This window comes from Hwanghaeella sp. (genome assembly GCF_965227365.1).
Lineage (GTDB): Bacteria > Pseudomonadota > Alphaproteobacteria > UBA8366 > Aestuariispiraceae > Hwanghaeella.
On sequence record NZ_OZ245754.1, the window covers coordinates 2261895 to 2288265 of the forward strand.

General features: G+C 59.0%; 26 protein-coding genes. 19 read left to right on the plus strand and 7 right to left on the minus strand.

The window, feature by feature from the left end; genetic code table 11:
* Positions 1 to 5: 5 nt before the first annotated feature.
* Together ACQK2G_RS10275 and ACQK2G_RS10280 are read right to left on the minus strand one after the other, a co-directional pair.
* Positions 6 to 518: a PAS domain-containing protein gene (locus ACQK2G_RS10275; protein WP_425404935.1), complete on the minus strand. Its 513-nt coding sequence runs from the start codon at positions 516 to 518 to the stop codon at positions 6 to 8.
* Positions 519 to 593: 75 nt separating this feature from the next.
* Positions 594 to 1832: a M24 family metallopeptidase gene (locus tag ACQK2G_RS10280; RefSeq protein ID WP_425404936.1), complete on the minus strand. Its 1239-nt coding sequence runs from the start codon at positions 1830 to 1832 to the stop codon at positions 594 to 596.
* A gap of 336 nt (positions 1833 to 2168) precedes the next feature.
* On the opposite strand from ACQK2G_RS10280, the gene rffA reads away from it, so the two are divergent.
* The 4 genes from rffA to ACQK2G_RS10300 are packed head-to-tail and all read left to right on the plus strand — an operon-like array spanning position 2169 to position 5422.
* On the plus strand, positions 2169 to 3308 hold the full coding sequence (gene rffA / locus ACQK2G_RS10285) for a dTDP-4-amino-4,6-dideoxygalactose transaminase (RefSeq protein ID WP_425404937.1): 1140 nt from the start codon (positions 2169 to 2171) through the stop codon (positions 3306 to 3308).
* Positions 3308 to 4300 carry a glycosyltransferase family 2 protein gene (locus tag ACQK2G_RS10290; RefSeq protein ID WP_425404938.1) on the plus strand — a complete coding sequence of 331 codons (993 nt, stop codon included), beginning with the start codon at positions 3308 to 3310 and terminating at the stop codon, positions 4298 to 4300. Before rffA ends, ACQK2G_RS10290 begins: the two co-directional genes overlap by 1 nt.
* Positions 4297 to 4695 carry a GtrA family protein gene (locus ACQK2G_RS10295; RefSeq protein WP_425404939.1) on the plus strand — a complete coding sequence of 133 codons (399 nt, stop codon included), beginning with the start codon at positions 4297 to 4299 and terminating at the stop codon, positions 4693 to 4695. The genes ACQK2G_RS10290 and ACQK2G_RS10295 overlap by 4 nt, the downstream gene beginning before the upstream one ends.
* Complete coding sequence (locus tag ACQK2G_RS10300) at positions 4685 to 5422, plus strand: N-acetyltransferase family protein (protein ID WP_425404940.1); 738 nt, start codon at positions 4685 to 4687, stop codon at positions 5420 to 5422. The genes ACQK2G_RS10295 and ACQK2G_RS10300 overlap by 11 nt, the downstream gene beginning before the upstream one ends.
* On the opposite strand, the gene ACQK2G_RS10305 is transcribed toward ACQK2G_RS10300, so the two are convergent.
* Positions 5410 to 6954: a hypothetical protein gene (locus ACQK2G_RS10305; protein WP_425404941.1), complete on the minus strand. Its 1545-nt coding sequence runs from the start codon at positions 6952 to 6954 to the stop codon at positions 5410 to 5412. The genes ACQK2G_RS10300 and ACQK2G_RS10305 overlap by 13 nt on opposite strands.
* 335 nt (positions 6955 to 7289) lie before the next feature.
* Positions 7290 to 7751 carry an Lrp/AsnC family transcriptional regulator gene (locus ACQK2G_RS10310; RefSeq protein ID WP_425404942.1) on the minus strand — a complete coding sequence of 154 codons (462 nt, stop codon included), beginning with the start codon at positions 7749 to 7751 and terminating at the stop codon, positions 7290 to 7292.
* Between the two features lie 132 nt (positions 7752 to 7883).
* Here ACQK2G_RS10310 and ACQK2G_RS10315 point away from each other — a divergent pair, with 132 nt between their 5' ends.
* The gene (locus ACQK2G_RS10315) at positions 7884 to 8849 is read left to right on the plus strand and encodes a DMT family transporter (protein WP_425404943.1); all 966 of its coding nucleotides are present in this window, start codon (positions 7884 to 7886) and stop codon (positions 8847 to 8849) included.
* Here ACQK2G_RS10315 and ACQK2G_RS10320 read toward each other — a convergent pair.
* Positions 8820 to 9476, minus strand: coding sequence for a PEP-CTERM sorting domain-containing protein (locus ACQK2G_RS10320; RefSeq protein ID WP_425404944.1), 657 nt, complete (start codon positions 9474 to 9476; stop codon positions 8820 to 8822). The genes ACQK2G_RS10315 and ACQK2G_RS10320 overlap by 30 nt on opposite strands.
* 459 nt (positions 9477 to 9935) lie before the next feature.
* On the opposite strand from ACQK2G_RS10320, the gene ACQK2G_RS10325 reads away from it, so the two are divergent.
* The 6 genes from ACQK2G_RS10325 (at position 9936) to ACQK2G_RS10350 (ending at position 16205) form a co-directional block, all read left to right on the plus strand.
* Positions 9936 to 11018 carry a mandelate racemase/muconate lactonizing enzyme family protein gene (locus tag ACQK2G_RS10325; RefSeq protein WP_425404945.1) on the plus strand — a complete coding sequence of 361 codons (1083 nt, stop codon included), beginning with the start codon at positions 9936 to 9938 and terminating at the stop codon, positions 11016 to 11018.
* A 92-nt stretch (positions 11019 to 11110) separates the two neighbouring features.
* Positions 11111 to 11926: a DeoR/GlpR family DNA-binding transcription regulator gene (locus ACQK2G_RS10330; RefSeq protein WP_425404946.1), complete on the plus strand. Its 816-nt coding sequence runs from the start codon at positions 11111 to 11113 to the stop codon at positions 11924 to 11926.
* Positions 11923 to 12993, plus strand: coding sequence for an ABC transporter ATP-binding protein (locus ACQK2G_RS10335; protein ID WP_425404947.1), 1071 nt, complete (start codon positions 11923 to 11925; stop codon positions 12991 to 12993). Before ACQK2G_RS10330 ends, ACQK2G_RS10335 begins: the two co-directional genes overlap by 4 nt.
* A gap of 114 nt (positions 12994 to 13107) precedes the next feature.
* Positions 13108 to 14403 (plus strand): ABC transporter substrate-binding protein, encoded by a 1296-nt coding sequence (locus ACQK2G_RS10340; protein ID WP_425404948.1) that lies wholly within the window; start codon positions 13108 to 13110, stop codon positions 14401 to 14403.
* 108 nt (positions 14404 to 14511) lie between these two features.
* Positions 14512 to 15390: a carbohydrate ABC transporter permease gene (locus tag ACQK2G_RS10345; protein WP_425404949.1), complete on the plus strand. Its 879-nt coding sequence runs from the start codon at positions 14512 to 14514 to the stop codon at positions 15388 to 15390.
* On the plus strand, positions 15387 to 16205 hold the full coding sequence (locus ACQK2G_RS10350) for a carbohydrate ABC transporter permease (RefSeq protein WP_425404950.1): 819 nt from the start codon (positions 15387 to 15389) through the stop codon (positions 16203 to 16205). Before ACQK2G_RS10345 ends, ACQK2G_RS10350 begins: the two co-directional genes overlap by 4 nt.
* Positions 16206 to 16208: 3 nt before the next feature.
* Here the strand turns inward: ACQK2G_RS10350 and ACQK2G_RS10355 are convergent, their stop codons facing one another.
* The gene (locus ACQK2G_RS10355) at positions 16209 to 16739 is read right to left on the minus strand and encodes a hypothetical protein (RefSeq protein ID WP_425404951.1); all 531 of its coding nucleotides are present in this window, start codon (positions 16737 to 16739) and stop codon (positions 16209 to 16211) included.
* A gap of 182 nt (positions 16740 to 16921) precedes the next feature.
* Between ACQK2G_RS10355 and ACQK2G_RS10360 the strand changes: the two genes are divergently transcribed.
* The 8 genes from ACQK2G_RS10360 to ACQK2G_RS10395 are packed head-to-tail and all read left to right on the plus strand — an operon-like array spanning position 16922 to position 25093.
* Positions 16922 to 19225: a bifunctional salicylyl-CoA 5-hydroxylase/oxidoreductase gene (locus tag ACQK2G_RS10360; RefSeq protein WP_425404952.1), complete on the plus strand. Its 2304-nt coding sequence runs from the start codon at positions 16922 to 16924 to the stop codon at positions 19223 to 19225.
* A gap of 14 nt (positions 19226 to 19239) precedes the next feature.
* On the plus strand, positions 19240 to 20010 hold the full coding sequence (locus tag ACQK2G_RS10365) for an SDR family NAD(P)-dependent oxidoreductase (protein ID WP_425404953.1): 771 nt from the start codon (positions 19240 to 19242) through the stop codon (positions 20008 to 20010).
* The gene (locus ACQK2G_RS10370; protein WP_425404954.1) at positions 20007 to 20534 is read left to right on the plus strand and encodes a MarR family winged helix-turn-helix transcriptional regulator; all 528 of its coding nucleotides are present in this window, start codon (positions 20007 to 20009) and stop codon (positions 20532 to 20534) included. The genes ACQK2G_RS10365 and ACQK2G_RS10370 overlap by 4 nt, the downstream gene beginning before the upstream one ends.
* A complete protein-coding gene (locus ACQK2G_RS10375) occupies positions 20534 to 21349 on the plus strand; it encodes an enoyl-CoA hydratase family protein (RefSeq protein ID WP_425404955.1) in 816 nt (271 codons plus the stop codon). The genes ACQK2G_RS10370 and ACQK2G_RS10375 overlap by 1 nt, the downstream gene beginning before the upstream one ends.
* A gap of 1 nt (position 21350) precedes the next feature.
* Positions 21351 to 22535 carry an acyl-CoA dehydrogenase family protein gene (locus ACQK2G_RS10380; RefSeq protein WP_425404956.1) on the plus strand — a complete coding sequence of 395 codons (1185 nt, stop codon included), beginning with the start codon at positions 21351 to 21353 and terminating at the stop codon, positions 22533 to 22535.
* A gap of 15 nt (positions 22536 to 22550) precedes the next feature.
* Positions 22551 to 24209: an AMP-binding protein gene (locus ACQK2G_RS10385; protein WP_425404957.1), complete on the plus strand. Its 1659-nt coding sequence runs from the start codon at positions 22551 to 22553 to the stop codon at positions 24207 to 24209.
* Between the two features lie 3 nt (positions 24210 to 24212).
* Entirely contained in the window at positions 24213 to 24686 is a 474-nt protein-coding gene (locus ACQK2G_RS10390) for an acyl-CoA thioesterase (protein ID WP_425404958.1), read from the plus strand.
* Entirely contained in the window at positions 24686 to 25093 is a 408-nt protein-coding gene (locus ACQK2G_RS10395; RefSeq protein WP_425404959.1) for a RidA family protein, read from the plus strand. Before ACQK2G_RS10390 ends, ACQK2G_RS10395 begins: the two co-directional genes overlap by 1 nt.
* A gap of 33 nt (positions 25094 to 25126) precedes the next feature.
* Here ACQK2G_RS10395 and ACQK2G_RS10400 read toward each other — a convergent pair whose 3' ends face one another.
* Entirely contained in the window at positions 25127 to 26302 is a 1176-nt protein-coding gene (locus ACQK2G_RS10400; protein ID WP_425404960.1) for a hypothetical protein, read from the minus strand.
* Positions 26303 to 26371 lie beyond the last annotated feature (69 nt).

A 26371-nucleotide genomic window follows, 5' to 3' on the forward strand; every position in this document is an offset into this window, starting at 1 on the left:
CGCACTTACTCGGTGGCATCCTCGCCATGCAATGCATAGCCGAAAAGCATGTCAATATCCCGACCGTTCCGCGCAAGCGGTGCCACGGCGACATCGTAGTATTTCTTGACGCCGCCACGGGTTTCGAAGGGGAACCGCTCACGGATCGTCGCCTTTGAGGAAACCACCCGTTGATACAATTCGATCAGGTTCTGTTGACTGCCGATATCGCGGATCTCTGAAAGCAGGCAGTTGGTAAAGTCCATTTTCGTGTTTCGGACGATATCGGTCCCAACCAGCCGATAACGGAAATCCTTTCCTTCATCCACAACGTCGACAAGAAAGACGAACGGCAGCATCGCGGGGATGTCACCCGGATCAATATCTTGCCGGCCAGGCATGGATTTTCCATGTCTGATTGAATCCCAATATCTTAGGAACTCATTCAGAGAAGCCGGTTTCATAGCGCGGCGGCGCGTTTGACGGGTCAGGATCGCATTCATGGGATAGAAATAGGGAAATCGTGGACAAAGAACCATACCACGATGGGTTTTTCCGCATCGTTTTCCGAACGTGCATCGACGGCCACTTCCTACGACCTTGATTGTCTTAGTTCAACTGTTGCCACCGACAATGTTGCTTTCCGGGCCGAAAGGAAAACCGGTGATGTTTTCGGCCCCATCCTCGGTGACGATCAGAATGTCATGTTCACGATAGCCACCGCCCCCCGGCCGTCCTTCCGGCAACATGATCATCGGTTCCATGGAGACGACCATGCCGGGCTTCAGCTCAGTGTCGATATCCTCACGCAATTCGACGCCCGCTTCCCGCCCGTAATAATGTGACAGCACGCCAAATGAATGGCCATATCCGAAGGATCGGTACGGGAGCAGATCCCATTCCCGATACATCTCGTTCAACTCGGCGGCGATATCCATGCACCTGACACCGGGTCGGATCAGGTCCAGTCCCCGCCGATGCACAGCACAGTTCTTTTCCCAAAGGTCCAGATGCGCGTCGCTGGCATAATCGCAGAACAACGTGCGTTCCAGCGCGGTGTAGTATCCGAAGATCATCGGAAAGCAATTGAGGCTCAGAATGTCTCCGCTCTCGATCTTCTTGTTCGTGACCGGGTTGTGGGCCCCATCCGTGTTGATGCCGGATTGAAACCAGGTCCAGGTATCCATCAGTTCGACGAAAGGAAAAGCGCCGGCGATCTCCCGGATCATGGCATTCGTCGACGCGATGGCGACTTCATGCTCCGGCACGCCGGCCGCAACCGCATCCGCACACGCCGCTCCACCGACATCACAGATCCGCGCCCCCTCGCGGATCAGTTTCTGTTCCTCCTCCGATTTGATGCTCCGCAGCCACATCGTCTTCTGTCCGACATCGACCAGTTCAACGTCAGGCAACGCATCGCCCAGTTGGCGCTTGAGGTCGAGGGTCACATGGTCGAACTCGATGCCCAATCGTTTGACCCGGGGCGTCAATTGCCGCACGGCCTCGAAGTAATTGTCCTTACGCCAATCCGTATAGGTGATGTTGTCGCCGAAGGTTCGACGCCAGGGCTGGCCGCCGTCGATCCCGGGGGAGATGGATGTCGCCTTTTCCGGCGTCACAACGAAGCCGTATTTCCGACCGAATTGACAGTAAAGCCATCCGGAATAATAGGCGATGTTGTGGTAGGACGTGAAAAGGCAGGCGTCGATTTCATCGGCCGCCATTACGGCGCGCAACCGGTCCTGCCGGCCTTGCATTTCGGCATCTGAGAACGGCGACCATTCCTTATCGCCATTGTGCCAAGCCATCGTCCGCGCCATGCCCTCCGCGGTCCCAGCCCCGTTCGCCATTGCATCGCTCCCTCTCAGTGAAAATCGAGAGAGCGATAGTTCTGCCGGCCTCAGATAAATCTGCGACAATCCGCGACAGGTTCATGATCATATGCGACTGGGCATCTTGTGAGCCACCAGACAGCCTGCAACGCACTATCTGGTTGATGTTTCGAATTCTTCCAGACTCCTTTTACTTAAATGAGTTGGGATTTGGTTCGCCTGACAACGCGATAACAAGCGGGCCTACTGCATTTCATTGTCTTGCCCGCCAGCGTAATGTGGTAGAGGGACACTTCTTTTGGTGCATCCAGAATCACTGGCTCAGTGCGCGCGCTTTTCAGATCAGAGGACGATATGCAGACGTATATTCCCTTCAACAAACCGAGCCTCATCGGCAATGAGATAAAATATATCCGCGATGCGGTGCGTCTCGGCCAATTGGCGGGTGACGGCGGCTATACGAAAAAGTGCCAGGAAACGATCAACCGCCTGGCGGGATCGCATAAATCCCTGATCACCCATTCATGCACGGCAGCTTTGGAAATGGCCGCGATTCTGTGCGACCTGGGGCCCGGCGACGAAGTCATAATGCCGTCGTTTACCTTCGTATCGACCGCCAATGCCGTGGTCCTGCGCGGGGCGACTCCTGTATTCGCAGACATCGATTGTAAGACATTGAACATCGATCCCGATGAAGTTCGAAAATGCGTGACGCCGCGGACAAAAGCCATTTTCGCAGTTCACTATGCCGGGTTTCCAGCGGACATGGATAGGCTTCGGGAAATTGCGACTGAGCATGATTTGTTGCTTGTGGAAGATGCCGCACAGGCCCTCGGATCGACCTACAAGGGCCGGCCGGCGGGCAGCCTGGGAGACATGGCGGCCTTCAGTTTTCACGAAACGAAAAACATCATCAGCGGCGAAGGCGGCGCCTTGACCATCAATCGGGAGGACCTTTTCGAGCGTGCGGAAATCATCCGTGAAAAAGGCACCAACCGTTCCAAGTTCTTTCGCGGGCAGGTCGACAAATATACCTGGGTGGATATCGGATCGTCATATCTGCCCGGGGAACTAATCGCCGCCTATCTTTACGCGCAGCTTGAGATGGAAACCGCGATACGGACTCGCCGAATTTCCGTCTTCGATGCCTACATGGAAGCCTTCGAACCTTGCGCGAAAAGCGGACAGGTGACGCTCCCGCAGGTTCCGCCCTACTGCACCGGCAATGGCCACATGTTCTATTTATTGATGAAGGATGTGAAGGTCCGCACCGATTTCATTCAGGACATGAAGAGCCGCGGTATCATCACGCCCTTCCATTATGTCCCGCTGCACAGCGCGCCGGCGGGGCAACGCTACGGCCGTACGCCCGGTAAGATGTCTGTGACCGACCGGATATCCAAGACACTGGTTCGGCTGCCGATGTATTTCGATCTTGGATCCGATACGGAAACCGTGATCAGCACGACACTGGACATACTGGGAGCGAACTGATGACGAAAGGAACTGTGAACGCGCCGAAGATCACTGTCCTCTCGCCGGTCTACGGTTGCCGCGATTGTCTTGAAAAGTTGGCGGAACGTGTGACCGCTACATTCGAGATTACGTCTCTGGATTGGGAACTCCTGTTCGTCGACGATCGCGGGCCGGATGAACCCTGGGACTTGATCTGCGCGCTGGCTGAGCAAAATCCCCGAATCCGCGGCTTGCGTCTGGCGCGCAACCACGGCCAACACTTGGCGATCTGGGCCGGTCTCGAAGCGGCGCGCGGTGATTGGGTGTCAGTCATCGATTGCGATTTGCAGGACGACCCGACCGTCATACCGACCCTCTACGAGAAGGCAGTGGCGGAAAAGGTCGATGCGGTGATCGTGGATCGCGGAACATGGTCGGATTCCTGGCTCCGGCGGTTTGCTTCAAACACCTTTTATCGTGTGGTCGATCTGCTTGGGGGAATCAGATTGAAGAATTCCGGAAATTTCGGACTCTACAGCAGACAGATGGTCGATACGCTTGTCATGTTTCGGGAACAGGAAGTCTTTCTTCCGATGATGGTAGCCCTGACTGGGCTAAAGAATACATCCCATCGATTGGATCGATCCGACCGGTCCGCCGGTGAAAGCTCGTACAGTTTCCTGCGTCTGGTCCGCCTCGCGATCGCGATCGTCATCCGGTTTTCAGACCGGCCGCTGCAATTGAGCGTCCTGATCGGAATGACCTTCAGTTTGTTTTCAGCGGCGATTTCGCTCTTCCTGATCATGGCCTGGCTGTTCGGCGCTTTCACCGTCCCGGGCTGGACAAGCACCATCCTGTCCGTCTGGTTCCTGTCGGGCTTGATCATGGCCACGCTCGGAATTCATGGGTTTTACCTAGGACGGATATTCGGGGAGGTGAAGCACCGACCGCGAATAATTATTGAAACAACGACAATGGAAGCACGCCTTGTTCAAGAAGAGCGGGAACAAGAATTGGCCCTACGCTCATGACGAATTTGTTGGTAGAAGCACAACGCTTTTCTAAATACGGGATCATCGGCCTAATCAATAATGCGGCCCTCTATGCCCTGTTTGTCGTCGTTGTTTATCTCGGCATTTCGCCTGTGGCGGCCGCGGGGACGTGCTATGTCCTGGGTGTCATCATCAGCTATCTGCTCAATCGCCGCTGGGCGTTCGGGAGCAGCAACAGTCACAGCCACGATTTCCCCAGATTCATTCTTGCTTATGGTGTGGGGCTGGTGAGTACCTTGGCGACGATTTCTGTTTTGCTCATCTGGCTGCCTCCGCAAGTGGCACAAATCCTGAATGTCGGCATTACTGCCTGCGTCATATACGGAATGTTGCGGCTTGTGAGCTTCGGCATCGAGAAAGACCATGCCAATTGAGATAAACGAATTGGAATGCAAGCGCTTCGGTATCGTTGCCGCGCGAGTGACCGATCCTCTTGCGCCGCTTGGTGCGGTCGATGCGGAAGCATCGCGGTACCGGGTCGACATGATATCCACACGTGTGGACGTTGCGAACCTTGAACGCGTTCACGCACTCGAAGGGTCCGGTTATCGCCTGATGGACACCCTCGTATATTATGGGCGTTCCCTGAACGGATTTCCGGAAAATGCAAAAGATCGAACGAAGGTTTCCCTGCGCATAGCATCCCCGGAGGACAGTTCATCCGTCGCCGCCCTCGCCCATGCTGCGTTCCGGAATTACATGGGCCACTATCATGCCGACCCAAGGCTCGATAGCACAGCTGCGGATGCAGCTTATGTGGAATGGGCCGAGACCTCGACTTCTCATACCACAGTGGACACGCCTGTTTTCGTGGTCGAGGACGACAAGGGGCTTGCCGGCTTTCTAACCATGCGCCGCAACGACGATGCGGAGTTCGAGATCGTCCTGAACGCCGTTCATCCCGACAGCCAAGGCAAGGGTTATTATACAGTACTTGTTTTAGAGGCGCTGAGATTCGCCCGATCGAAGGGTGGTGCCAGGATGATCGTATCCACGCAGATCAACAATTATGCAGTTCAAAAAGTGTGGGCCCTGCTTGGTTTCAATCACTACCGAAGCTTCTATACCTTTCACAAATGGCTGACGCCTCAATCGATTTGACAATCAACATCACTTGTTAGCCTAGCGAAAATGTACCAATGGGCCGATCTTGCGCAACGCATGAAATCGGGCAGCAGGCGCCCCTGAAGGTGTTTCCCTACCTCCCCCATATCTCCCGACCGGCCAATCATGACGATGTCGGCGTCGTCGGGAATAGATTTGTCAGAAGAGAGTTCAGGCGCGGTTATCCGTTGCCAAAGCGGATAATCCGGAACCGGCCGACCAAGCACAGCATGTTCGAACGTTATGTTTTGATCGGCTATTATTCCCCATTTCGACGGGTCGCCAAGCGCGTGCAACGCCGTTATGCCATCAGCCATCATTTCGTACTGGGATGGCACTCCGTCCCGCGTCGGAGATTCTGGAATGCTGAGATACCGGGTATAAGGTCCCTGTTCGATCAATGCGGCGCCACTATTATTCATGCCCTCGATCGTCGCACCAACCAGATTAAGCGTATGCGGCAATGCGAATGCGGCAACGAGCGCGAACGTCGCGGCCCGGAGAAATAGCGTTCGGTTTGTGTCCGCGATTCGAAGCTCCATGAAAGCCGATGTGATCAAGATCGCTAAAGGAATTCCGAGCTGGCCAATGGACCCGTTTCCGCCCATCGTGGTCGCCATCACGACACCACCGCCAGCAATGATCAGCAAGGAAAGCAAGGGCATAAGGAACCTGCGTTCCCTGACAATCATGATCATGGCTACGACCGTGATCGCCGTTGCAACAGGTTGATAGAGCGGCACCTGCACCGACTTCCGCAACAGCGCTTCCAAGGTGGCGTTGTTCGAAGCTCCGACCTGCGCCTGGATGTAGGAAAGCGCCCCGGACCATTTCTGCAGGACCGGGTCATAGACGGCCAGGAACGCCACCAGTCCAACCGTAACCGCACCGATTGCATGCCAGCGCAACTGTAACACCAATGCCAACACGGCACATGGGACAAAGATGGCGAATGTCGGCTTGATCAGCGCAAGTATACCGAGGCCCACCCCCGCCAAGAGTCCCGGCACCACGTCCTTCTTCGGTTCCGGAGACTGCAGAATGGCAAACAGGCCAACGACAAGGACAAGCCCCAGACCGACCCGGTTGTACAGAAAGGAATGGGTAGAAACGATGCGGATAATGGGGTCGTTCAGTTCAAGAGGGTATCGCGTAAGAAGTAGTACAGCTAGGGTCAGGCAGACTGCGGCAATGCCCCCTGCAGACATTCGTCCGGCTAGGATAATGACCGTAGCCGGGATGAATACCAAATAAGTTAGCAGCGTAAAGCGTTCGAAGGCGAAGACATCGGGCCCGAAAAGACGCATTGTCAAACCGATCCCTTCCGCCATGACCCCGCCATAGAAATGGCCGAAATCAACAACCGGCGTCAGACCGTTCAGCGCCCGCCAACCGGCACCGAGCAGAAAGACGGTGTCCCCGAAATGGTCCGTATCATAGACCATTCCGAACAAAATGTTGGCTATTGCCATTCCAACGGCAACCGCGATCAGAGACAAGCTGAATACAATCATCAGCCCTTCGATCATGGTTACTTTGTCTCTGTCGAGGAAAGTGAAAGTGTTCGACCTATCCATAAAAAGTCTGCTTTCCCGTTCTGTATCTGTCCCGACTTTCAATCGCCGCGCCGCACCTTATTTCCTATCTCGGGGCACAACGCAGCAAGACCGCACGTGCCCTGGTATCTCCACATCATCCATAACCGCGCAAATGCAAATCGTACGGCGGGCCACAGTAGTCTTGGGCGACAGGCCAATCCAGCGCCACAATCTTCCGCAAACGTTTGGGCGTCTTGGATTGCCACGCTTTTTCCTACGTATCAAAGATCATCCATTTTGAGGCACATGCCCCCGACTCCGCGCCGCTAAAGGGGGACCGACAAACCGGCTTTCACCGTATCCATCACGACAGTCGTCTCAAAGCGCTGAATCGACTTCGACGCGTAAAGGACACGATGGATGAACCCTTCATAGGCCTTTATGTCTTCCGTCACGACAATCAGTACGAAATCACTCGCGCCGGTCACGTAGTAGCAGTGCTGTACTTCGGGCAAAGCCCGCATGCGTCGTTTGAATTCATCGACAATGTCAGGCCGGCCATGCTGAAGGATCACTTCGACAATGACGGTCAGTTTTCGGCCGACCTTTTCTGGATCGACCACGGCCACCTCGCGCTGGATCACGCCGTCTTCCCGCAGACGTTTCAAACGGCGCTGACAGGCCGTGGCGGACAAACCGACTTCACCCGCCAACGCCTCCGACGTCCGGCGACTGTCTTCCTGAACAAGGTTCAGGAGCTTGACGTCAAAGTCATCCAATTCGGACATACTTGCCTCTTTTCTGCAGATATTATTCATCAACGCATATTTTCCGCACGAAGTCAGCCGATTATGCAGAAAAGACCCCCGGCAAGCAGTGTAGTCCTGTCCCTCGTTCAACAAGACGAAAGGATTGATGTCATGCCCGCTTCTACATCCACGGCATTCGGGATTCTTGCCGGTCTCGGCGCCGCTTTGATCTGGGGCGCGTGGCCTGTTCTCTCCCGCGAGGCGGTCCTGACCGGTTTCACGGCCGTCGATATAGCCGTGATGCGCTTCGCCGTCGCGGGCCTCATACTTGCGCCTATCGTTCTCAGGAACGGGTTCGGTGGATTGGGCATCCTCAAGGCCTCGGTCCTGGCCTTGGGCGCGGGCGCGCCATATGTGCTCGTCACGTTGACCGGTCTTTCCATGGCACCGGCCGGACATGGCGGCGTCATTATTCCCTGCGCCATGCTATCCGCGTCCACACTCGGCGCATGGGTCGTCTTGAAGGACGCTCCCACGGTGACACGATTGGCCGGCCTTGTCCTGATCTTCGCGGGTATTGGCGTGACCGCTTGGTCCGGCCTGGACCTCCGATCGGCCATCTGGTCCCTTCCCTCACTGATCGGCGACGGATTGTTCATAATGGGCGGCATGCTGTGGGCGCTCTATACCATCGCCTCGCGCGCCTGGGGGGCCGCTCCGCTGCAGGCAACCGCCGCGGTCTCCGTCCTGTCTATGCTGATCGTCGTCCCGGTCTGGCTCATGACCGCCGACGACGCTGTCTGGCAAGCGCCGCTCGCCGCCCTCGCCTGGCAGGCCGGGTTCCAGGGGGTGCTGGTCGCCATCGGCGCCCTTGTACTCTACACCAAGGCGATATCCGTCTTCGGCGCGGCGCGCGGCGCCCTGTTCGCCATACTGGGGCCGGTCTTCACCGTCCTTCTGGCGATGCCGATCCTAAAAGAAATGCCGTCGTCGCTGGCTGTTCTGGGGCTTGTGCTCTGCACAGTTGGGATGGGGGTCGCCTTCGGACTACTCGAAACAACGACCGGTCTGATGCGCAAAGCATTCAAGCCCGGAACGGCAAAGAGGTTATCCGATCCGCGCACCACGGCGGCGTAAGAAGCTCAAGCCCACCAATCCGGTCAACAGAAGCGGCAAGGCAGCCGGAACCGGTACTGCTGTTATGGGCGATGTTTCGAACGCCACCTCGGCAAGCCCGGTAAAGTCGGGAGAGCTCTGGACCGCGTCGACATCAAACCGGATGGACGAAACGCCCGCGACAAGGCCGCCGAAATCGATGGTTTGCCCTGTTGCGACATCCGGCAACAAGCTGACATTCGTCAATGTCAGCAGGCTATTGTTACTGCCATCAAACAGTTCGAGGGTGAACAAGGTCGGTTCATAGCCTGTGTTGGCGGAAATGATGTTGGACCGGTGGTTCCAGACATACATGCCGAATAGGTCGGTTGGGCTGTCGAAACCCCAAGTGATGAAAGCGTCCAAGGGATTAGTACCGGCCGCCGTTGTCCAGTGGTTCCCGCCTGCATAGTTGGCGTGAGCCTCGGACGGATCGCGCGGATTGGATGTCAGGCCGGATCCGTTGATGGTGTTTTCCGCGGCAAATGACGCATTGAACTCCGAGGAGACATTGATGACGCTATCCGGCTGGATGACTGCGGCGGATGCCATCATGCTCGAACACATTACGCCAACGGCAATCGCCCCGGAAATTAAAGCTAAACGCATCGTCCAGATTCCTTCGGTCTGACCTGTTCATGTAAGCAGAGAATAAAAGGCATTCGTGATGTTGGATATGCGGTATCTGTGAACCGCGTGCCCAAAAGGTCAACGTGGGTACAAAAATACATTCTATAAGGGAAGACAGATTACCAGATTCCATTATTGAATGATCCGCCTTCGCTTGACGGAAATTTGGCGATGCCCGCAACCACTGACTGAGAATTGATCCAGTCAATGCCGCCTTCCAACCGCCCCGCCCCCATCCCGGCAAATACGACGGCGGCAGCTGTGGTCCCGTCATTCATCATCAAAGTCGGGCATCGAATCCTAACAGGATCGGAGCATCCTCCTCACATTTTCTGCTTCCCTGCGCGGAAAAATGTGTTTTGCAAGATTGGCGCTGGTCAAAGCGTCCTGCCGCCTGAATTCTGTCTTCAAACATAAACGCGACGTAGGGGGAATATCATGCGTGTATCAGGCCTTTCCACAGCAATCGTAGACGTGCCTTTGCCAAAGCCGATCCGATCCGCAATTCACGTCATAAAATCCGCAACCTGCGTCCTGGTCACGGTCGAAACCGATGAAGGCGTTTCCGGCGAGGGACTCGCCTTCACCATCAACGGCGCCCGGATCAAGTCGATCGATGCCATGATCCAGGATCTTGAGCCGATGATCCTTGGCCGCGATCCGCATGACACGGCCGGTCTTTGGCAACAAATGTGGGACGCGTTGAATTTCGTCGGCCAGAAAGGCGTACCGATCATCGCCATGTCGGCAATCGACACGGCGCTGTGGGATATTGTCGGCAAGGCCGCCGGAAAGCCTCTCCACAAACTGTTCGGTGCGGCTCGCGACAAGGTTCCGGCCTATGCCAGCGGCGGGTTGTGGATGTCCCTCTCCCTCGACGAGTTGCAGCAGGAAGCGCGCGACTTCCTTTCCCAGGGCCACACGGCAATGAAAGTCCGTGTCGGCAAGGGTCCGGTCGCCGCCCAGGTAGAGCGGGTCGAGGCCGTCCGCGACGTGATCGGTTACGACATTCGTCTGATGGCGGACGCCAACCAAAGCCTTACCGCGAAGGAGGCGATCCGCCTCGGCCGGGAATTGGAACGGTTCGACCTCACCTGGTTCGAGGAACCGGTTCCTTGCTGGGATTTCGAGGGCCATGCGGAAATTCGCGCGGCGCTGGATACACCCTTGGCATCGGGCGAGACGGAATACACCCGCTACGGCATGCGGCAGATGATCGAAACGAAGGCCTGCGATATCCTGATGCCGGATCTCGAAAGGATCGGGGGCTTCACGGAGTTTCGGCGTTCCGCCGCCCTGGCCGCGGCCTTCGACATCCCGGTGACGCCGCATCTCTTCACCGAATACTCGCTTTGCCTCGCCGGCAGCCTGCCGAACTGTTTCATCGTCGAGCATATGCCCTGGTTTGCGCCGATCTATCGGGAAAGCATTCAGGTCAAGGACGGCGAAATAGAAATTCCCGACAGGCCCGGGCACGGTTTCACGTTCGATCCCGACGCCGTGGATCGTTTCCGCGTGTAATTTCCAAGCTTTTCGCTTCTATCCGGGGGCGAGCCACAACAGTTTCATTTGAATGTCATGACTCCGTCATATGAAACCGTTATAAGTTTCATATGAAAGCTCAGTCCCTTGATTTAATGCATGCTGGCGCGGACGTTCTCTCGGAAAGGCAATCCGAGATCGCTGAACTTGTCCGCGCGACAGGCTTTGCCGGAATTGACGAACTGGCGGAACGATTTTCCGTCAGCACCCAAACGATCCGTAAGGACGTAAATGGGTTGTGCGACAAGGGGTTGCTGCGCCGCGTTCATGGCGGCGTTCAACTGGCCGGTGTCGGAAACCTCGAATACAAAATGCGCAAGGTGCTGCGCTATTCCGCCAAGCAACAGATTGCCGCCGCGGTGGCCGAGGCGATCCCCAACGGTTCTTCCCTGTCAATTTCGATCGGCACGACGCCGGAAGCCGTCGTTTCCGCTCTGCTCAATCACACGAATCTCAAGATCCAAACCAACAACCTGAACATCGCAATGATCGCCAATGCGGCGGGAACCTTCGATGTGAGCATCCCCGGCGGTCTGATCCGTCGCGGCGACGGTGACATCATCGGCCCCTCGGCGGTAGCCTTCTTCGAGAGCTATAAGGCCGATTTCGGCATTTTCGGTGTCGCCGCCGTGGATGCCGATGGCGGCTTGCTTGATTTCCATGAAGAGGAAGTCGCGGCCCGACAGGCGATCCTGCGTAACTGCCGAACGTCATTTTTGGTGTTGGACCACATGAAATTCGAACGCAATGCACATGTGCGCGGCGGCCATATCGCCGAAGTGAACAACGTCTTCTGCGATAAAGAACCACCGCCCGCAATTGCGGACAAACTGCTAAAATCGGGCGCGACGATCACCGTTTGCGGGAAAGAGGGCGCACGGCCATGACGTCCAACGGAAAATCGATATCGCTACGCAAGATCACCAAGGCCTGGGCCGATCCGCCCGCGGTCGATGGTGTGGACCTGGAAATCCCTGCCGGGCAATTCACAGCGTTGCTGGGGCCTTCGGGATGTGGAAAATCCACGACGTTGCGCATCATCGCAGGTCTCGAATATCCGGATTCCGGCGCGGTCGTGATCGGGGACCAGGATGTCACCTCCCTTCCGCCCGCGAAACGGAACATCGCCATGGTGTTCCAGTCCTACGCGCTGTTCCCGCATCTATCGGTCGCGGAGAACATCACCTTCGGTTTGCGGACCCGGCGCGTTCCCCAGACCGAGCGAACCGACCGTTTGTCCCGCGTTGCCGACCTGCTGGAACTGACGCCATACCTGGATCGCAAACCCTCACAGCTCTCCGGCGGCCAGCAGCAGCGTGTTGCCCTGGGCCGCGCCATCATCGCCGAGCGTCCCGTCTGCCTGATGGATGAACCGCTTTCCAACCTGGATGCGCGGTTGCGGCACGAGATGCGAAGCGAAATCCGCGCCCTGCAACAGAAACTGGGCTTCACCATGGTTTATGTGACCCACGATCAGGTGGAGGCCATCACCATGGCCGATCAGGTCGCCCTGATGAACAAGGGACATGTGGAACAGGCGGCGTCCCCGCGGGAAATATACGAACGCCCCGCGACGGTCTTCGCGGCCCGTTTCATTGGAACGCCGCCCATGAACCTTATTCCTGCCGCGGCCTTCGGCGCCAAAGCCGGCGGTTTGGCGTCGCGCGATTTCCTGATCGGGATCCGGCCAGAGGTCATGACGCTCTCGCAGGGCGGCCCGATGGAAGCGACGGTCGTCGAAGCTGAATTCCTGGGCTCAGAGACCCTGGTTACATGCCAGGCCGGCGACAGCCGTTTCGTCGTCTCGGCGCCGGGCGGCATGAGCATCAACCGCGGAGAGGCGGTCACAATCGGATTCAAGCCGGAGAATATGCATCTATTCGACGGCGAGACTGGCGCACGCTGTGACGGAGAACTCAACTCCGTCGCTGCCGCACTGTGCGGAAAACAATAAGTGGTTGGAACGGCTGAAAACGCGGACCGCACCCGTCAACAATAACAGCCGAGTTGGTCGATAACAGTTTGACCTGCAAAAGCCGGGCTTCCCGGCGAGCAAAAGGAGAGAGAAATGTTTATCAGTCCTCTGAAAAGGACCATGGGCGCAGCGGCGATCGCGATGTGTACGTCTGTCGCGACGGCCGCTTATGCTGAAGACGTGGAACTTCAGTTCTACTTCCCGGTCGCCGTCGGCGGTGCCGCCGCGGACACGATCCAGTCTTTGACCGACGAATATGTCGCCGCCAATCCGGGCGTGAAAATCGACGCGGTCTATGCCGGTTCCTATCAGGACACGGTCGCGAAGGTGCTGACCGCCGCGCGTGGCGGTGACGCCCCGCAGCTCTCGGTTATCCTGTCGGTCGACATGTTCACCCTGCTGGACGAAGACCTGATCCTGCCCTTCGACGATTATGCGACGACGGCGGAAGACAAGGAATGGCTGAACTCCTTCTATCCGTCCTTCATGGAAAACAGCCGCACGGGCGGCAAGACCTATGGCATCCCGTTCCAGCGCTCCACGCCGGTGCTGTACTGGAACAAGGAAGCCTTCAAGGAAGCCGGTCTGGACCCGAACACCCCGCCGGCCACCTGGGACGAAATGGTCTCGATGGGCAAAAAGCTCGTCAAGAAGAACGCCGCCGGCGAAGTCGAACGTTGGGGCGTGCGTATCCCGAGCTCAGGCTTTCCTTATTGGCTGTTCCAGGGCCTGTCGACACAGAACGACGTCATCCTGGCCAACAATGACGGCAACAAGACCAATTTCGACGATCCGAAAGTGGTCGAAGCACTGCAATATCTTGTCGACCTCAGCGGCAAGCACGGCGTGATGGCGCCCGGCATCATCGAATGGGGCTCCACGCCGAAAGCCTTCTTCGAAGGTCAGACCGCGATGATGTGGACGACGACCGGCAACCTGACAAACGTCCGCAAGAACGCGCCGTTTGACTTCGGTGTCGCCATGCTGCCCGCCAACAAGCGCCGCGGCGCACCGACCGGTGGCGGCAACTTCTATATGTTCAAGGGCTCCACGGATGCCGAATTGAAGGCCGCATTCAACTTCATCAAGTGGATCACGGCCCCGGAACAGTCCGCGAAATGGACCATTGCCACGGGTTATGTCGCCCCCCGCCCCGCCACCTGGGAAACGGAAGCGATGAAGGCTTACACGGCCGACTTCCCGCCGGCACTCGTCGCGCGTGACCAGTTGGAATACGCGGTCGCCGAATTGTCGACTTATGAAAACCAGCGCGTCACACGTATCTTCAACGACGCCCTGGAAGCCGCGATCACCGGCAAGAAGACGCCGGCGGAAGCCCTGAAGGAAGCGCAGGAAAAGGCCGACGCCGTCCTGAAGGCTTACCGGTAACCTAATGATAGTAACGCCGGCCCCTCGCCCCATGCGGACACCCACGGTTGGACCCCGGGTGTTCCCCGCATGGCAGGGGGGCCGGCGGACCGGTGAAAGGAACATCGGATGACGCGCCGCATCGAATGGGTCCATGCATGGTTGCTGTTGCTGCCGGCTCTGGTGTTTCTTTTTGCCTTCACCCACCTGCCCGCCATCCGCACCTTGGTGGACAGTTTCTTCTCTACAGCGCGCGGACGCCGGAAATCCGTCTTCGTCGGGCTGGAAAACTATCAGCAGCTGCTGGACGATCCGACCTTCTGGAAGGTCTTCGCCAATAATTTCTGGTTCGCCGTTGGCACCATTCCCACATCCATTGCAATCGCGCTTGTAATGGCGCTGTGGGTGAACGAGAAGCTCGCCGGACGCAGCTTCGTGCGGATGGCTTATTTCACGCCGACGGTCCTTCCCCTGATCGCAGTGGCGAACATCTGGCTGTTCTTCTATACACCGGGTTTTGGCCTATTCGATCAGATCGCAACCGGGTTGTTCAACACCGGCCAACACAATTTCCTGGGCGATCCCGATACGGCGCTCGCCGCCGTCATGGTGGTGACGATCTGGAAAGAGGCCGGGTTCTTCATGATCTTCTACCTCGCCGCCCTGCAGACCATCCCGCCGTCATTGCTGGAGGCCGCCCGGGTCGAGGGCGCCGGACGCTGGACCATATTCTGGCGGGTGGTCTTCCCGCTTCTGATGCCGACGACGCTTTTCGTCTCCGTCAATGCGGTGATCAACTCCTTCCGTCTCGTCGACCACCTCTTCATCCTGACCGGCGGCGGGCCGGACAATGCCTCCTCGCTGCTGCTGTTCTACATCTATGAAACAGCCTTCCGGTTCTGGGACACGGCCTATGCGGCGACCTTGACCGTCGTGTTGCTGGCGCTCCTGTCGCTGCTGGCCATCGGCCAATTCTTTCTGTTCGACAAGAAGGTGCATTACAAATGATGCACGCTAACCCGCTCGATCGTTTGCTGAACACCGTCGGATCCTGGGCACTGGCGCTGCTCTGGGGATTGCCGCTGGCCTTCGCGATTTGGACCGCGATTCATCCGGCGGAATACGAAGCGAATTTCGACCTGTTCGCGCCGCTGACGACGGTCAACTTTCTGAAGGCCTGGGATGCCGCGCCCTTCGCGCGCTATTTCCTGAACACCATTCTGCTGGTGACCCTGATCCTGATCTGTCAGTTCGTGCTTTGTACGCTGGCGGCCTTCGCTTTTGCGCGCTTCACCTTTCCGGGACGCGGCATCCTGTTCGGCCTCGTCCTGCTGCAATTGCTGGTGATGCCGGACATTCTGATCGTCGAGAACTATCAGACGATGCGCTTCTTCAGTCTGGTCGACACCATTCCGGCGATCGCGCTGCCCTATATCGCGTCCGGTTTCGGGATATTCCTGCTGCGGCAGACCTTCATGACCGTGCCGAAGGAGTTGGACGAGGCCGCGCGGCTGGAAGGCGCATCGACCCTGGGGCTGCTCTGGCGTGTTTATGTGCCGCTGGCGAAGCCCACCTACCTCGCCTACGGGCTCGTCTCGGTCAGCCACCATTGGAACAACTTCCTCTGGCCGTTGATCATCACCAATTCGGAAGAGACGCGGCCCGTCACCGTAGGCCTCAGTATCTTCGCCGCGACCGATAGCGGCACCGAGTGGTCCGTCATCAACGCCGCGACCCTGATGACCTCAGGCCCGCTGCTGATCGCCTTCCTGCTGTTCCAGCGGCAGTTCGTTCAAAGCTTCATGCGGGCGGGGATTAAGTAGCACTCAATACCGTCCCAGCGTGATTTCGCCTTCCGCGACCTCGTCGTAATTGTCGCCGTCTTTTACTACCGCATAGACCTCAGCCGCGTATTTGTTGTTCTTTCCGCCGGAGCACGGCGGCAGGTAGCCGGGGCTGGACCAGGCACCACGGGCACGGTTTTTCTTCAACAGCCAGACGCCGTCCGGCATGTCGCTGGTTCCGCCGGGGACCGCCGGCAACATCGCCTCTCCCGCTCCGGGCGTGATGTGGAAACCGATCTTGCCGTGGCCGCCGTCGTAGGAGAGCTGCTGGTAACTCTTGTCGTTGAATTCGACCACGATGGCGTTTGCCTCCGCCGGAATGCCGGAGACCTTCAAGGGCGGGGTGGCGCCATTACCGCCGAACTTCTTGCAATGCTGTCCGGAGGGGATCTTGCCCCCGGTCCAGGCCGGGTCGGCGAATTCAACAGTTAGGTCCGCTGCTTGTCCCGCGCTGGTAAACGCAAATAAGACTGCAAGGGCCCCGGCAACGGCGGACCGCAGATTCTGTTTCATGAATTTGTTCTCCCTGTCCTATCGCGATTTTCACCACGATAACCGAACTTCCACGCGATTCTAACCGTTCAAACCGGTTTCAAGGGCCGGGCATTTCGGCTTCTGCTATTTGCTTTACATATAAAATATCTGGTCATAAACTTTTTACTTCCGCTGGATCAGTCTTCCTGGAGCCCACGAAAATGAAGATCGCCTGTATCGGTGGCGGCCCTGCCGGCCTCTATTTCGGCATATCCATGAAACTCCGGGACCCGTCGCACGAGATCGTCGTGGTCGAACGAAACCGTCCCTACGACACCTTCGGCTGGGGCGTGGTTTTCTCGGACCAGACCATGGAAAACCTGCGCCATAACGACGCCAAGACGGCGGACGCCATTCTGGCGGAATTCGCGCATTGGGACGATATCGACATTCATTTCAAGGGCGAATGCGTTACCTCCACGGGCCACGGCTTCGCCGGCATCGGCCGCAAGCGCATGCTGAACATTTTGCAGGACCGAGCCCAGGAACTGGGCATAGAACTGGTCTTCGAGGCCGAGGTCGACGGGCTGGACGCCTATAAGGACTACGATCTGATCGTGGCGTCGGACGGCATAAATTCAAAGATCCGCTCCGCCAACCCGGAAGCTTATCAACCAGACATCGATGTTCGGCCGAACAAGTTCATCTGGCTCGGCACCAAGAAGAAGTACGAAGCCTTCACCTTCATCTTCGAAAAGACCGAACACGGCTGGATCTGGGTTCACGCCTACAAGTTCGATGCCGATACATCGACCTTCATCGTCGAATGCACGGAAGAGACCTGGCGCGGCCTGGGTCTGGACAAGGCTGATACTGATCAATCGATCGCGATCTGCGAGGAGATCTTCAAGGACTACCTGGACGGCAATCCGCTGATGAGCAATGCGCGTCATCTGCGCGGCTCCGCCTGGCTGAACTTCCCCCGCATCAATTGCGGCACCTATCACCACGGCAATGTGGTCCTGATGGGGGATGCCGCGCATACCGCGCATTTCTCCATCGGGTCCGGTACGAAACTCGCCCTGGAAGATGCCATTGTGCTCGCCGACCTGCTGCACAGCGAGGACAGTATGGAAGCGGCCTTCAAGCAGTATCAGGAAGCCCGCCGCCTGGAGGTCCTGAAGCTGCAAAGCGCCGCGCGCAATTCCATGGAATGGTTCGAGGAACTGGAACGCTACACCCATTTCGAACCGCCGCAATTCGCCTATTCCCTGCTGACGCGCAGCCAGCGGGTCAGCCATGAAAACCTGCGCCTGCGTGACGAAAAATGGCTCACCGACGTGGAGCGCTGGTTTGCAGGCAAAAGCACGACTGATGCGATGAAGGATACGGCGGCGAACGACGTTCCGCCCCCCATGTTCACACCGTTCCGCCTGCGGGACATGGAACTGCAGAACCGCATCGTTGTCTCACCGATGGCGACCTATAGCGCCACGGACGGCGTGCCGAACGATTTCCACATGGTTCACCTGGGGGCACGGGCCCAGGGCGGCGCAGGTCTTCTCTTCACGGAGATGACCTGCGTCTCGCCCGAGGGGCGCATCACCCCCGGATGCCCCGGCATGTATAGCGACGAGCAGGAAGCGGCCTGGAAGCGCATCGTCACCTTCGCGCATCAATGGACCGGCGCGAAGATCGCCATGCAGCTTGGCCATAGCGGACCGAAAGGCTCCACTAAGATCGGCTGGGAAGGCATGGATCAACCGCTGGATGACGGGAATTGGGAATTGCTGGCGCCCTCCCCCATTCCCTGGTCGGAGAACAATCAGACGCCCCGGGAAATGACCGAAGCCGACATGGACGCGGTGGAAGCGGCCTTTGTTGCGGCGACGGAACGGGCCGCACGTTGTGGGTTCGACATGGTCGAACTGCATGCCGCACACGGATATCTGCTGTCCGCCTTCCTGACGCCGCTGACCAACAAGCGGACGGATGCCTATGGCGGATCGCTTGAGAACCGCCTGCGCTTCCCCCTTCGGGTCTTCAGCGCGATGCGCGCCACCTGGCCCGAAGACAAGCCGATGTCGGTGCGGATCTCCGCCAATGACTGGGTTGGGGATCAGGGCATCACGCCGGACGATGCAGTGGAAATCGCACGCGCCTTCAAACTGGCGGGCGCGGATATCATCGACGTCTCGGCGGGCCAGACCAGCATCAAGGCCAAGCCGGTCTATGGCCGCATGTTCCAGACCCCGTTCTCTGACCGTATCCGGAACGAAGCCGGGATCGCCACGATGGCGGTCGGCAATATCTTCGAAGTCGACCATGTGAACAGCATCCTGGCGGCCGGACGCGCAGACCTCTGCTGTCTGGCCCGGCCGCATCTGGCCGATCCCTACTGGACCCTGCATGCGGCCGCGGAACAGGGCTATCAGGGCGCGCCCTGGCCGAACCAGTATCTGCCCGGCCGCGATCAATACGAACGCAATCTCGCCCGCGCGGCGGATATGGCGATCCAGGTTTAGGACGGGTGGAACAGATGACTGCGCTAAAGGGCCAGATCGCCATCGTCACCGGGGCCGGAACCGGTATTGGGGCCGCCATCGCGGAACGCCTGTCGGCGGATGGCGCGACGCTTGCGCTGGTCGGCCGGCGGGAAGCGCCGTTGAAGGAACTGGCTGCACAGCTGACCAACGCACATCCCTTCACGGCCGACGTGACCGATGAACTGTCCGTAACAAGCATGGTTGCCGCCGTTACCCAGGAACTGGGGGCGCCGTCGATTCTGGTGAACAATGCAGGGGCCGCCGAGTCGGCGCCTTTCGAGCGAACCAGCCTGGACCTGTGGAACCAGATGCTGGCCGTGAACCTGACCGGCGCTTTTCTTTGCGCGCGCGCCGTCCTCCCCGCCATGAAGAAGGCCGGCGCGGGCAGGATCGTGACCGTTGCTTCCACCGCCGGCCTGAAGGGCTACGACTACGTTGCCGCCTATTGCGCCGCCAAGCATGGCGCCATCGGCATGACCAGGGCGCTGGCCGGCGAGGTCGCGCGCAAGGGTGTCACGGTTAATGCGGTCTGTCCCGGTTTCACGGAAACACCGATGCTGGAAGAAAGCATCGCCAATATCGTCGAGAAGACCGGCATGGACGAAGCGGCCGCGCGCAAGACGCTGACGGCGACCAATCCGCAGGGCCGTCTGGTCGACCCGGCGGAAGTCGCCGATGCGGTTGCCTGGCTGTGCCGCAAGGAAAGCGGTTCCATTACCGGTCAGGCCATCGCGGTCGCCGGTGGGGAGGTGATGACAGGATGAGTTCGAACAAATCGCCCCAGATGCGTCTTGGTCTGGACAAGGCCCCGTCCCGCAGCAGAGCCCAGAAGGCCACGCGGCTTTGGCTGCGCATGTTGACGGCGTCGCGCACCATCGAGGAAGAGATCGGCCGTCGCCTGCGGGATGAATACGGCATATCCCTCGCACGCTTCGATCTGATGGCCGTGCTGCACCGGCATGAGGAAGGCCTGACGATGAGCGAGGTCGGCCGCCACCTTCGGGTCAGCGGCGGTAATGTCACGGGACTGGTCGACAGATTGGAAAAGGAAGGGCTGGTCGCGCGTCAGCAGCATCCTTCGGATCGGCGTTCGATCGTCGTCTGCCTGACCAAACGCGGCCACGGCATCTTCATCGACATGGCGAAGCATCACAAGGAATGGGTCGCAGAGATCTTCGCCTGGCTGGGTGACCATGAAATCGACGAACTCTACGACCTTTTGACCACGGCGCGGGATTCCGCGCTCGACGCGGCGGAACAACACAATGAAATTAAGGAGGCCGGCTAATGGCAACCGCGCAGGACGTCCCCACGCCTGAACACTTTCTGCTTGAGATGAAGGGCGATGTCGCCGTCATCACCTTGAACCGACCTGAAAAGAAAAACCCGCTCACCTTCGACTCCTATGCGGAATTGCGCGACTTCTTCCGCGACCTCGATCGGCAGGACGTTATCAAGGCCGTCGTCATCACCGGCGCGGGCGGCAATTTCTGTTCCGGCGGCGATGTGTTCGAAATCATCAAGCCGCTGCTGGAACGGGACATGAAAGGGTTGATGGAATTCACCCGCATGACCGGCGATCTGGTGAAATACATGAACGGCTGTCCGGTGCCGGTCATTTCGGCCGTCGATGGGGTCTGCGCCGGTGCGGGCGCCATGATCGCGCTTTATTCCGATATCCGTTTCGGAACGCCGAACGCCAAGACCGCCTTCCTGTTCACCCGGGTCGGGCTGGCTGGCTGCGACATGGGCGCCTGCGCCATGCTGCCCCGCGTGATCGGCCAGGGCCGCGCCGCCAATCTTCTTTTCACCGGCAAGAGCATGAGCGCCGATGAAGGCCTCGCCTGGGGCTTCTTCAACCAGGTCGTCGACGCGGACACGCTGCTAGACGATGCCGTTGCCTATGCCCAGCGCCTCGCGGACGGTCCGAATTTCGCCCATATGATGACCAAGACCATGCTGAACCAGGAATGGAGCATGACATTGGCCCAGGCGATCGAAGCCGAGGCCCAGGCCCAGGCCATTTGCATGCAGACGCAGGACTATCACCGCGCCTTCCATGCCTTCGCCAACAAGGAACGTCCGGCCTTCGAGGGAAACTAGCATGCCTGATCAATCCTTCCTGGACTGGCCGTTCTTCGAGGATCATCACCGCACACTTGCCGCGGAGCTGGACGCCTGGGCGGCATCGGAACTCCCAGCGCTTTTGGCGGACGAGCACCACGACCTTGACGGCACCTGCCGCAAGCTCGTCCAGGGCCTTTCGGCCGGCGGGTGGTCGGATTACGTCGTGCCGGCCAGCCATGGCGGAAAGTTCGACAAGCTCGACGTCCGCTCCCTCTGTCTGATCCGGGAAACCCTGGCGCGTCATGCCGGGCTCGCCGATTTCTCCTTCGTCATGCAGGGCCTCGGCAGCGGTCCGGTCACGTTGGCCGGCACACCGGAGCAGCAGGACGCCTGGCTGCCGAAAGTCCGCGCCGGCGAAGCCGTCGCCGCCTTCGCCCTGTCGGAACCGGAAGCGGGATCGGATGTCGCAGCCCTCGCCACCACGGCGGAAGAGGACGGCGACCACTACGTCCTGAACGGGACGAAGACCTGGATATCCAATGGTGGTATCGCGGACGTCTATACGGTTGTCGCGCGGACCGGCGAGGCACCGGGCGCCAAGGGATTGAGCGCCTTCGTCGTGCCGGCGGATACCCCCGGTTTTGCCGTCACCGACCGGATCGACGTCATCGCGCCGCATCCGCTGGGCACCCTCACCTTCACCGATTGCCGGGTTCCGAAATCCGCGCTGATCGGGCAGCCAGGCCAGGGCTTCAAATTGTCGATGATGAACCTGGACGTCTTCCGCTCAACCGTCGGTGCGGCGGCGCTCGGCTTCGCTCGCAAGGCGCTCGATCTCTCCCTCGACCGGGCCGGCACTCGCCAGTTGTTCGGTGCGCCGATGGGCGACCTTCAACTGGTGCAGGGCAAGCTCGCGGACATGGCTTTGCGCGTCGATGCCGCGGCACTGCTGGTCTATCGCGCGGCCTGGACGAAGGATAACGGCGCGCCGCGGGTCACCCGCGAGGCAAGTATGGCGAAACTGTATGCGACGGATGAAGCGCAGCAGGTAATCGACGACGCTGTGCAGATTTTCGGCGGGCACGGCGTCGTCTCAGGGAACCCAGTGGAAACGCTCTACCGTGAAATCCGCGCGCTTCGAATCTACGAAGGCGCGTCGGAAGTTCAAAAAGTCGTAATCGCGCGGCAGGCCCTGGCCGAATATGCCGCCGCGAGGGGGTAGATGGGGGTTTTACCGATGGCAAATCTGTTGGGCAATTACACGGCGCATAGCGACACCTTCGCGCGGGACAATCTTCCGCCGCAGGACCAATGGCCGACCTTCCTGCTGGACCGGCCGGAATTCCAATATCCGGAACGCATGAACTGCGCGGCCGAATTGCTGGACAAGGCAATCGAAAAAGGTTGGGGCAGCCGCCCCTGCCTGCGCACCCGACGCGAGACGTGGAGCTACGCACATCTGAAGGCGCAGACCGACCGCATCGCCCATGTCCTGGTCGAGGATCTGGGTTTGAAGCCCGGCAACCGGGTACTGCTACGATCGGCCAACAATCCGATGATGGTCGCCTGCTGGTTCGCGGTCGCGAAGGCCGGCGGTGTCGTGGTGGCAACCATGCCGTTGCTGCGCGCGAAGGAATTGAGCGTCATCATCGACAAGGCGGAAATCGACCTGGCGCTATGCGACGAGCGCCTGATCGAGGAAATGGAAGGCGCCAAGGCGGCCTCCCCCCGCCTGCAACGGATCTGCGCCTTCAACGGGTCCGGCGAACCGGGCGCGGGGGCTGAACTGGAAAGCCTGATGAAGGCCAAGCCGTCCTCCTTCGCGCCCGTCGAAACGGCGGCCGACGACGTCGTTCTGATCGCCTTTACCTCCGGCACCACCGGCAAGCCCAAAGGCACCATGCATTTCCACCGGGACGTCATGGCGATCTGCGACGCAACACCGCCGCATTGCCTTCGCATTCAGGCAAAGGACGTTTTCATCGGCTCTCCGCCGCTGGCATTCACATTCGGCCTTGGCGGACTGGTCCTGTTTCCGATGCGATTCGGGGCAAGCACCGTACTATTGGAAATGGCCTCCCCGCCTGCCCTGCTGGAGGCCATTCCCGAATTCGGGGCGACGACACTCTTCACCGCGCCGACCGCCTATCGCGCGATCATGACGGCAGTGGAAGAGGCAGCCCCGCATAAGGGCGATGTGCTGCGGTCCTTGCGCAACTGCGTCTCCGCCGGCGAAACCCTGCCGAAAGCTACGTTCGAGGCGTGGAAGCAGATGACGGGCATTTCCTGCATCGACGGACTGGGGTCGACGGAAATGCTGCATATTTTCATCGCCGCCCCGCCCGAAAAAATGCGCGGCGGCGCCACCGGATATCCCATGCCGGGATACGAGGCGAAAATCGTCGACGACGACATGAACGACCTGCCCCCAGGCGAAGTCGGCCGGCTTGCCGTCCGCGGCCCTACCGGTTGCCGGTACCTGGCGGACGAGCGCCAGACCGTTTATGTCCGGGACGGCTGGAACCTGACGGGCGATGCCTATTCGATGGACGAGGAAGGCTACTTCCATTTCGCTGCCCGGGCCGACGACATGATCATTTCGGCCGGTTACAATATCGCCGGGCCGGAAGTCGAGGACTGCCTGCTGGAACATGCGGGTATCGCGGAATGCGCCGTGGTCGGCGCGCCGTCCGAGGATCGCGGCACCGTCGTGAAAGCCTATATCGTCCTGCGTCCGGGACATGAGGCTGGCCAGTCCCTAGCCGAAGAGATTCAGACCTTCGTGAAGAACCGGATCGCGCCCTACAAATATCCGCGCGAGATCGAATTCGTCGAAGTTCTGCCCAAGACCGAGACGGGAAAAATCCAACGCTTCAAACTGCGGGAGAGCAGCTGACTGATGCTGGCTTACAAGACCCCTATCACTGTCCTCTTCCGTCATTGCGACGTCGCGGGCATCGTTTTCTACCCGCGTTACGTCGAAATGGTGAACGACGTCATCGAACGTTGGCTTGATGAGGCGCTGGGCTGTTCCTTCAAGGAAATGCATCTGGAGCGGCATGCCGGCATCCCGACCGTCCGGTTGGAGGTCGACTACCTCGCACCTGCCTCCTTGGGCGATGTGCTGGAATTTCATCTGACGTTGCGGGAAATCGGCAAGAGTTCCTTTAAGACCCGCCTTATTGCCATGCATGGGGAAACGAAGGTCATGGAGGTCCGTTCCACCCTTGTTTGGGTTCGCTCCGGCAACGCCTTCAAGGACGAAGGTGAAATGAAAGCGCAACCGATCCCTGCCGATATCCGCGCCAATATGGAAAAGTTCCTTGAAGTCGATCCCAAGGACTTCATTCAGATCGCCGGAGGAGAAGAGTGATGGACGTTCTGCTGCCGGAAGGCTGGAAGAAGGGAAAAGGCTATTCCCACGGCATGGCCGAAACGATCGAACCGGGCGACAAGGTCATCATGCTGGGCGGATTGATCGGCTGGAACGGTCAGGAGGAATTCGAAAGCGACGACTTCATCGACCAGTGCCGCCAGACGTTGGAGAATGTGGTCGCCGTCCTGGAAAAGGCGGGCGCCAAGCCAACGGATGTCATGTCGATGACCTGGTACATTACCGATAAGGCGGAATGTCTTGCCCGGCAGAAGGAGCTGGGGGCCGCCTACCGGGCGACCATGGGGGACCATTATCCGGCCATGGCCATGGTCGAGGTAAAGGCCCTGATGGAAGACCGCGCCAAGGTGGAAATCGAGACGCGGGCCGTTGTGAAGGCGTCCTGACATAACGCCAGGACATCGTCTCGGACACCGCGCCTAGTTCGTTTCCACCTTGCCGAACCGAGCGCGCCCGACATGCCAGGCGACAATGCCGAAACAGCAGACGATGAACATATAGGGTGCCGCGTAGTAACGGGTGTCGAACCATGGAATGAACAGGAAATGGAAGCAAACCAGCAACAACGATAGTAAGGCGGTTTCTCCATAGGGTCGCAGGGCCTTGTTCCTGAACGAAAAACCAAAGGCGAGCAACGCCAGGGCTATCAGCATCGGATACTTTCCACTCTTTGCCGCAACCATCTGCACTTGCCGGACAAGAACCTCGACATACTGCGCCGGCGTGACGGTCACTTCGGTCGTCAGCAGATACGGTTGCTGGAAAATAAAGCTGTGCGTGAATACGGCCTGATAGCCGGGCGTACCGAGCGGAATCGCAATCACGGCATAAAGCGCGAGCGCGGCGAGCCCCCATCCCACCGCTTCCAGAAGGCGCATCCTGCGGTCTCCAGACGCCAGAAATACGGCAAAGCCCAGGAAGGCGCCGAAATACAGAATGGCATCCATGCGGATAACCATCGCCGCAAGGAAACATGCGCAAGCGGCGCGCAATCGTGCCTCGGCGAAACAGAGCAACGCCCCGGCAATGGCAAGCGCGGTCATCCCGTCCGGATACTCGTATCGCGCCGTTTGAAACAGACCGGCGAACAACCCCGCGACCGCCAGGGGAACCGCCAGCGGCGCCGGTACCTTCCCCGCCAGCCAAAGCCCTACCAGGGCAAAAGCGAGGGCCGCGGGGATCGCCGCAAGAATACGTGCGGCCAAATAGGGATCGACCCCGGCATGGGCCATCGCCGCCATCGGCAATACGAAGCCCAGTTTGTAACAGGCAACCGACAGCTGCTGCCTGAACGCCTCGGGATCCTGCGCCACGGTCGACCGATACGGTCCGATCCCCGGCGGGCTTTCCGTCAGGCCCCTATAGACGTCTTCCGGAACGCTTTTCCGTAGATGATCGTAGGTCTGGCGATGAACCTCGGGCCAATCCCCCTCCGAGGTCGATTTGAACGCGCAGCCGAGATAGTAAATTACGTCGAAGGCGTATTTGGGGGTGGCAAGCGACAATCCGGCGAAAACCACAGCGAGCGCCAAGATAGTCGCCGCCGCCCAACGCGGCACGCGTCCCGCCCCAGTCATCCAATCGATCGCTGTCACGCTCGCCCCGCCCCTACCGCCGCTGCCTGCGTCTCTCTTTAAGCGAGTCCGTCAGCAGCGCCAACCGCT

What these genes read in the sequence shown, in the direction of transcription:
- ACQK2G_RS10275 (WP_425404935.1), bottom strand. Translation starts at nt 518, where the DNA reads ATGGTTCTTTGTCCACGATTTCCCTATTTCTATCCCATGAATGCGATC.
- ACQK2G_RS10280 (WP_425404936.1), bottom strand. Translation starts at nt 1,832, where the DNA reads ATGGCGAACGGGGCTGGGACCGCGGAGGGCATGGCGCGGACGATGGCT.
- rffA (WP_425404937.1), top strand. Translation starts at nt 2,169, where the DNA reads ATGCAGACGTATATTCCCTTCAACAAACCGAGCCTCATCGGCAATGAG.
- ACQK2G_RS10290 (WP_425404938.1), top strand. Translation starts at nt 3,308, where the DNA reads ATGACGAAAGGAACTGTGAACGCGCCGAAGATCACTGTCCTCTCGCCG.
- ACQK2G_RS10295 (WP_425404939.1), top strand. Translation starts at nt 4,297, where the DNA reads ATGACGAATTTGTTGGTAGAAGCACAACGCTTTTCTAAATACGGGATC.
- ACQK2G_RS10300 (WP_425404940.1), top strand. Translation starts at nt 4,685, where the DNA reads ATGCCAATTGAGATAAACGAATTGGAATGCAAGCGCTTCGGTATCGTT.
- ACQK2G_RS10305 (WP_425404941.1), bottom strand. Translation starts at nt 6,954, where the DNA reads ATGATCGAAGGGCTGATGATTGTATTCAGCTTGTCTCTGATCGCGGTT.
- ACQK2G_RS10310 (WP_425404942.1), bottom strand. Translation starts at nt 7,751, where the DNA reads ATGTCCGAATTGGATGACTTTGACGTCAAGCTCCTGAACCTTGTTCAG.
- ACQK2G_RS10315 (WP_425404943.1), top strand. Translation starts at nt 7,884, where the DNA reads ATGCCCGCTTCTACATCCACGGCATTCGGGATTCTTGCCGGTCTCGGC.
- ACQK2G_RS10320 (WP_425404944.1), bottom strand. Translation starts at nt 9,476, where the DNA reads ATGCGTTTAGCTTTAATTTCCGGGGCGATTGCCGTTGGCGTAATGTGT.
- ACQK2G_RS10325 (WP_425404945.1), top strand. Translation starts at nt 9,936, where the DNA reads ATGCGTGTATCAGGCCTTTCCACAGCAATCGTAGACGTGCCTTTGCCA.
- ACQK2G_RS10330 (WP_425404946.1), top strand. Translation starts at nt 11,111, where the DNA reads ATGAAAGCTCAGTCCCTTGATTTAATGCATGCTGGCGCGGACGTTCTC.
- ACQK2G_RS10335 (WP_425404947.1), top strand. Translation starts at nt 11,923, where the DNA reads ATGACGTCCAACGGAAAATCGATATCGCTACGCAAGATCACCAAGGCC.
- ACQK2G_RS10340 (WP_425404948.1), top strand. Translation starts at nt 13,108, where the DNA reads ATGTTTATCAGTCCTCTGAAAAGGACCATGGGCGCAGCGGCGATCGCG.
- ACQK2G_RS10345 (WP_425404949.1), top strand. Translation starts at nt 14,512, where the DNA reads ATGACGCGCCGCATCGAATGGGTCCATGCATGGTTGCTGTTGCTGCCG.
- ACQK2G_RS10350 (WP_425404950.1), top strand. Translation starts at nt 15,387, where the DNA reads ATGATGCACGCTAACCCGCTCGATCGTTTGCTGAACACCGTCGGATCC.
- ACQK2G_RS10355 (WP_425404951.1), bottom strand. Translation starts at nt 16,739, where the DNA reads ATGAAACAGAATCTGCGGTCCGCCGTTGCCGGGGCCCTTGCAGTCTTA.
- ACQK2G_RS10360 (WP_425404952.1), top strand. Translation starts at nt 16,922, where the DNA reads ATGAAGATCGCCTGTATCGGTGGCGGCCCTGCCGGCCTCTATTTCGGC.
- ACQK2G_RS10365 (WP_425404953.1), top strand. Translation starts at nt 19,240, where the DNA reads ATGACTGCGCTAAAGGGCCAGATCGCCATCGTCACCGGGGCCGGAACC.
- ACQK2G_RS10370 (WP_425404954.1), top strand. Translation starts at nt 20,007, where the DNA reads ATGAGTTCGAACAAATCGCCCCAGATGCGTCTTGGTCTGGACAAGGCC.
- ACQK2G_RS10375 (WP_425404955.1), top strand. Translation starts at nt 20,534, where the DNA reads ATGGCAACCGCGCAGGACGTCCCCACGCCTGAACACTTTCTGCTTGAG.
- ACQK2G_RS10380 (WP_425404956.1), top strand. Translation starts at nt 21,351, where the DNA reads ATGCCTGATCAATCCTTCCTGGACTGGCCGTTCTTCGAGGATCATCAC.
- ACQK2G_RS10385 (WP_425404957.1), top strand. Translation starts at nt 22,551, where the DNA reads ATGGCAAATCTGTTGGGCAATTACACGGCGCATAGCGACACCTTCGCG.
- ACQK2G_RS10390 (WP_425404958.1), top strand. Translation starts at nt 24,213, where the DNA reads ATGCTGGCTTACAAGACCCCTATCACTGTCCTCTTCCGTCATTGCGAC.
- ACQK2G_RS10395 (WP_425404959.1), top strand. Translation starts at nt 24,686, where the DNA reads ATGGACGTTCTGCTGCCGGAAGGCTGGAAGAAGGGAAAAGGCTATTCC.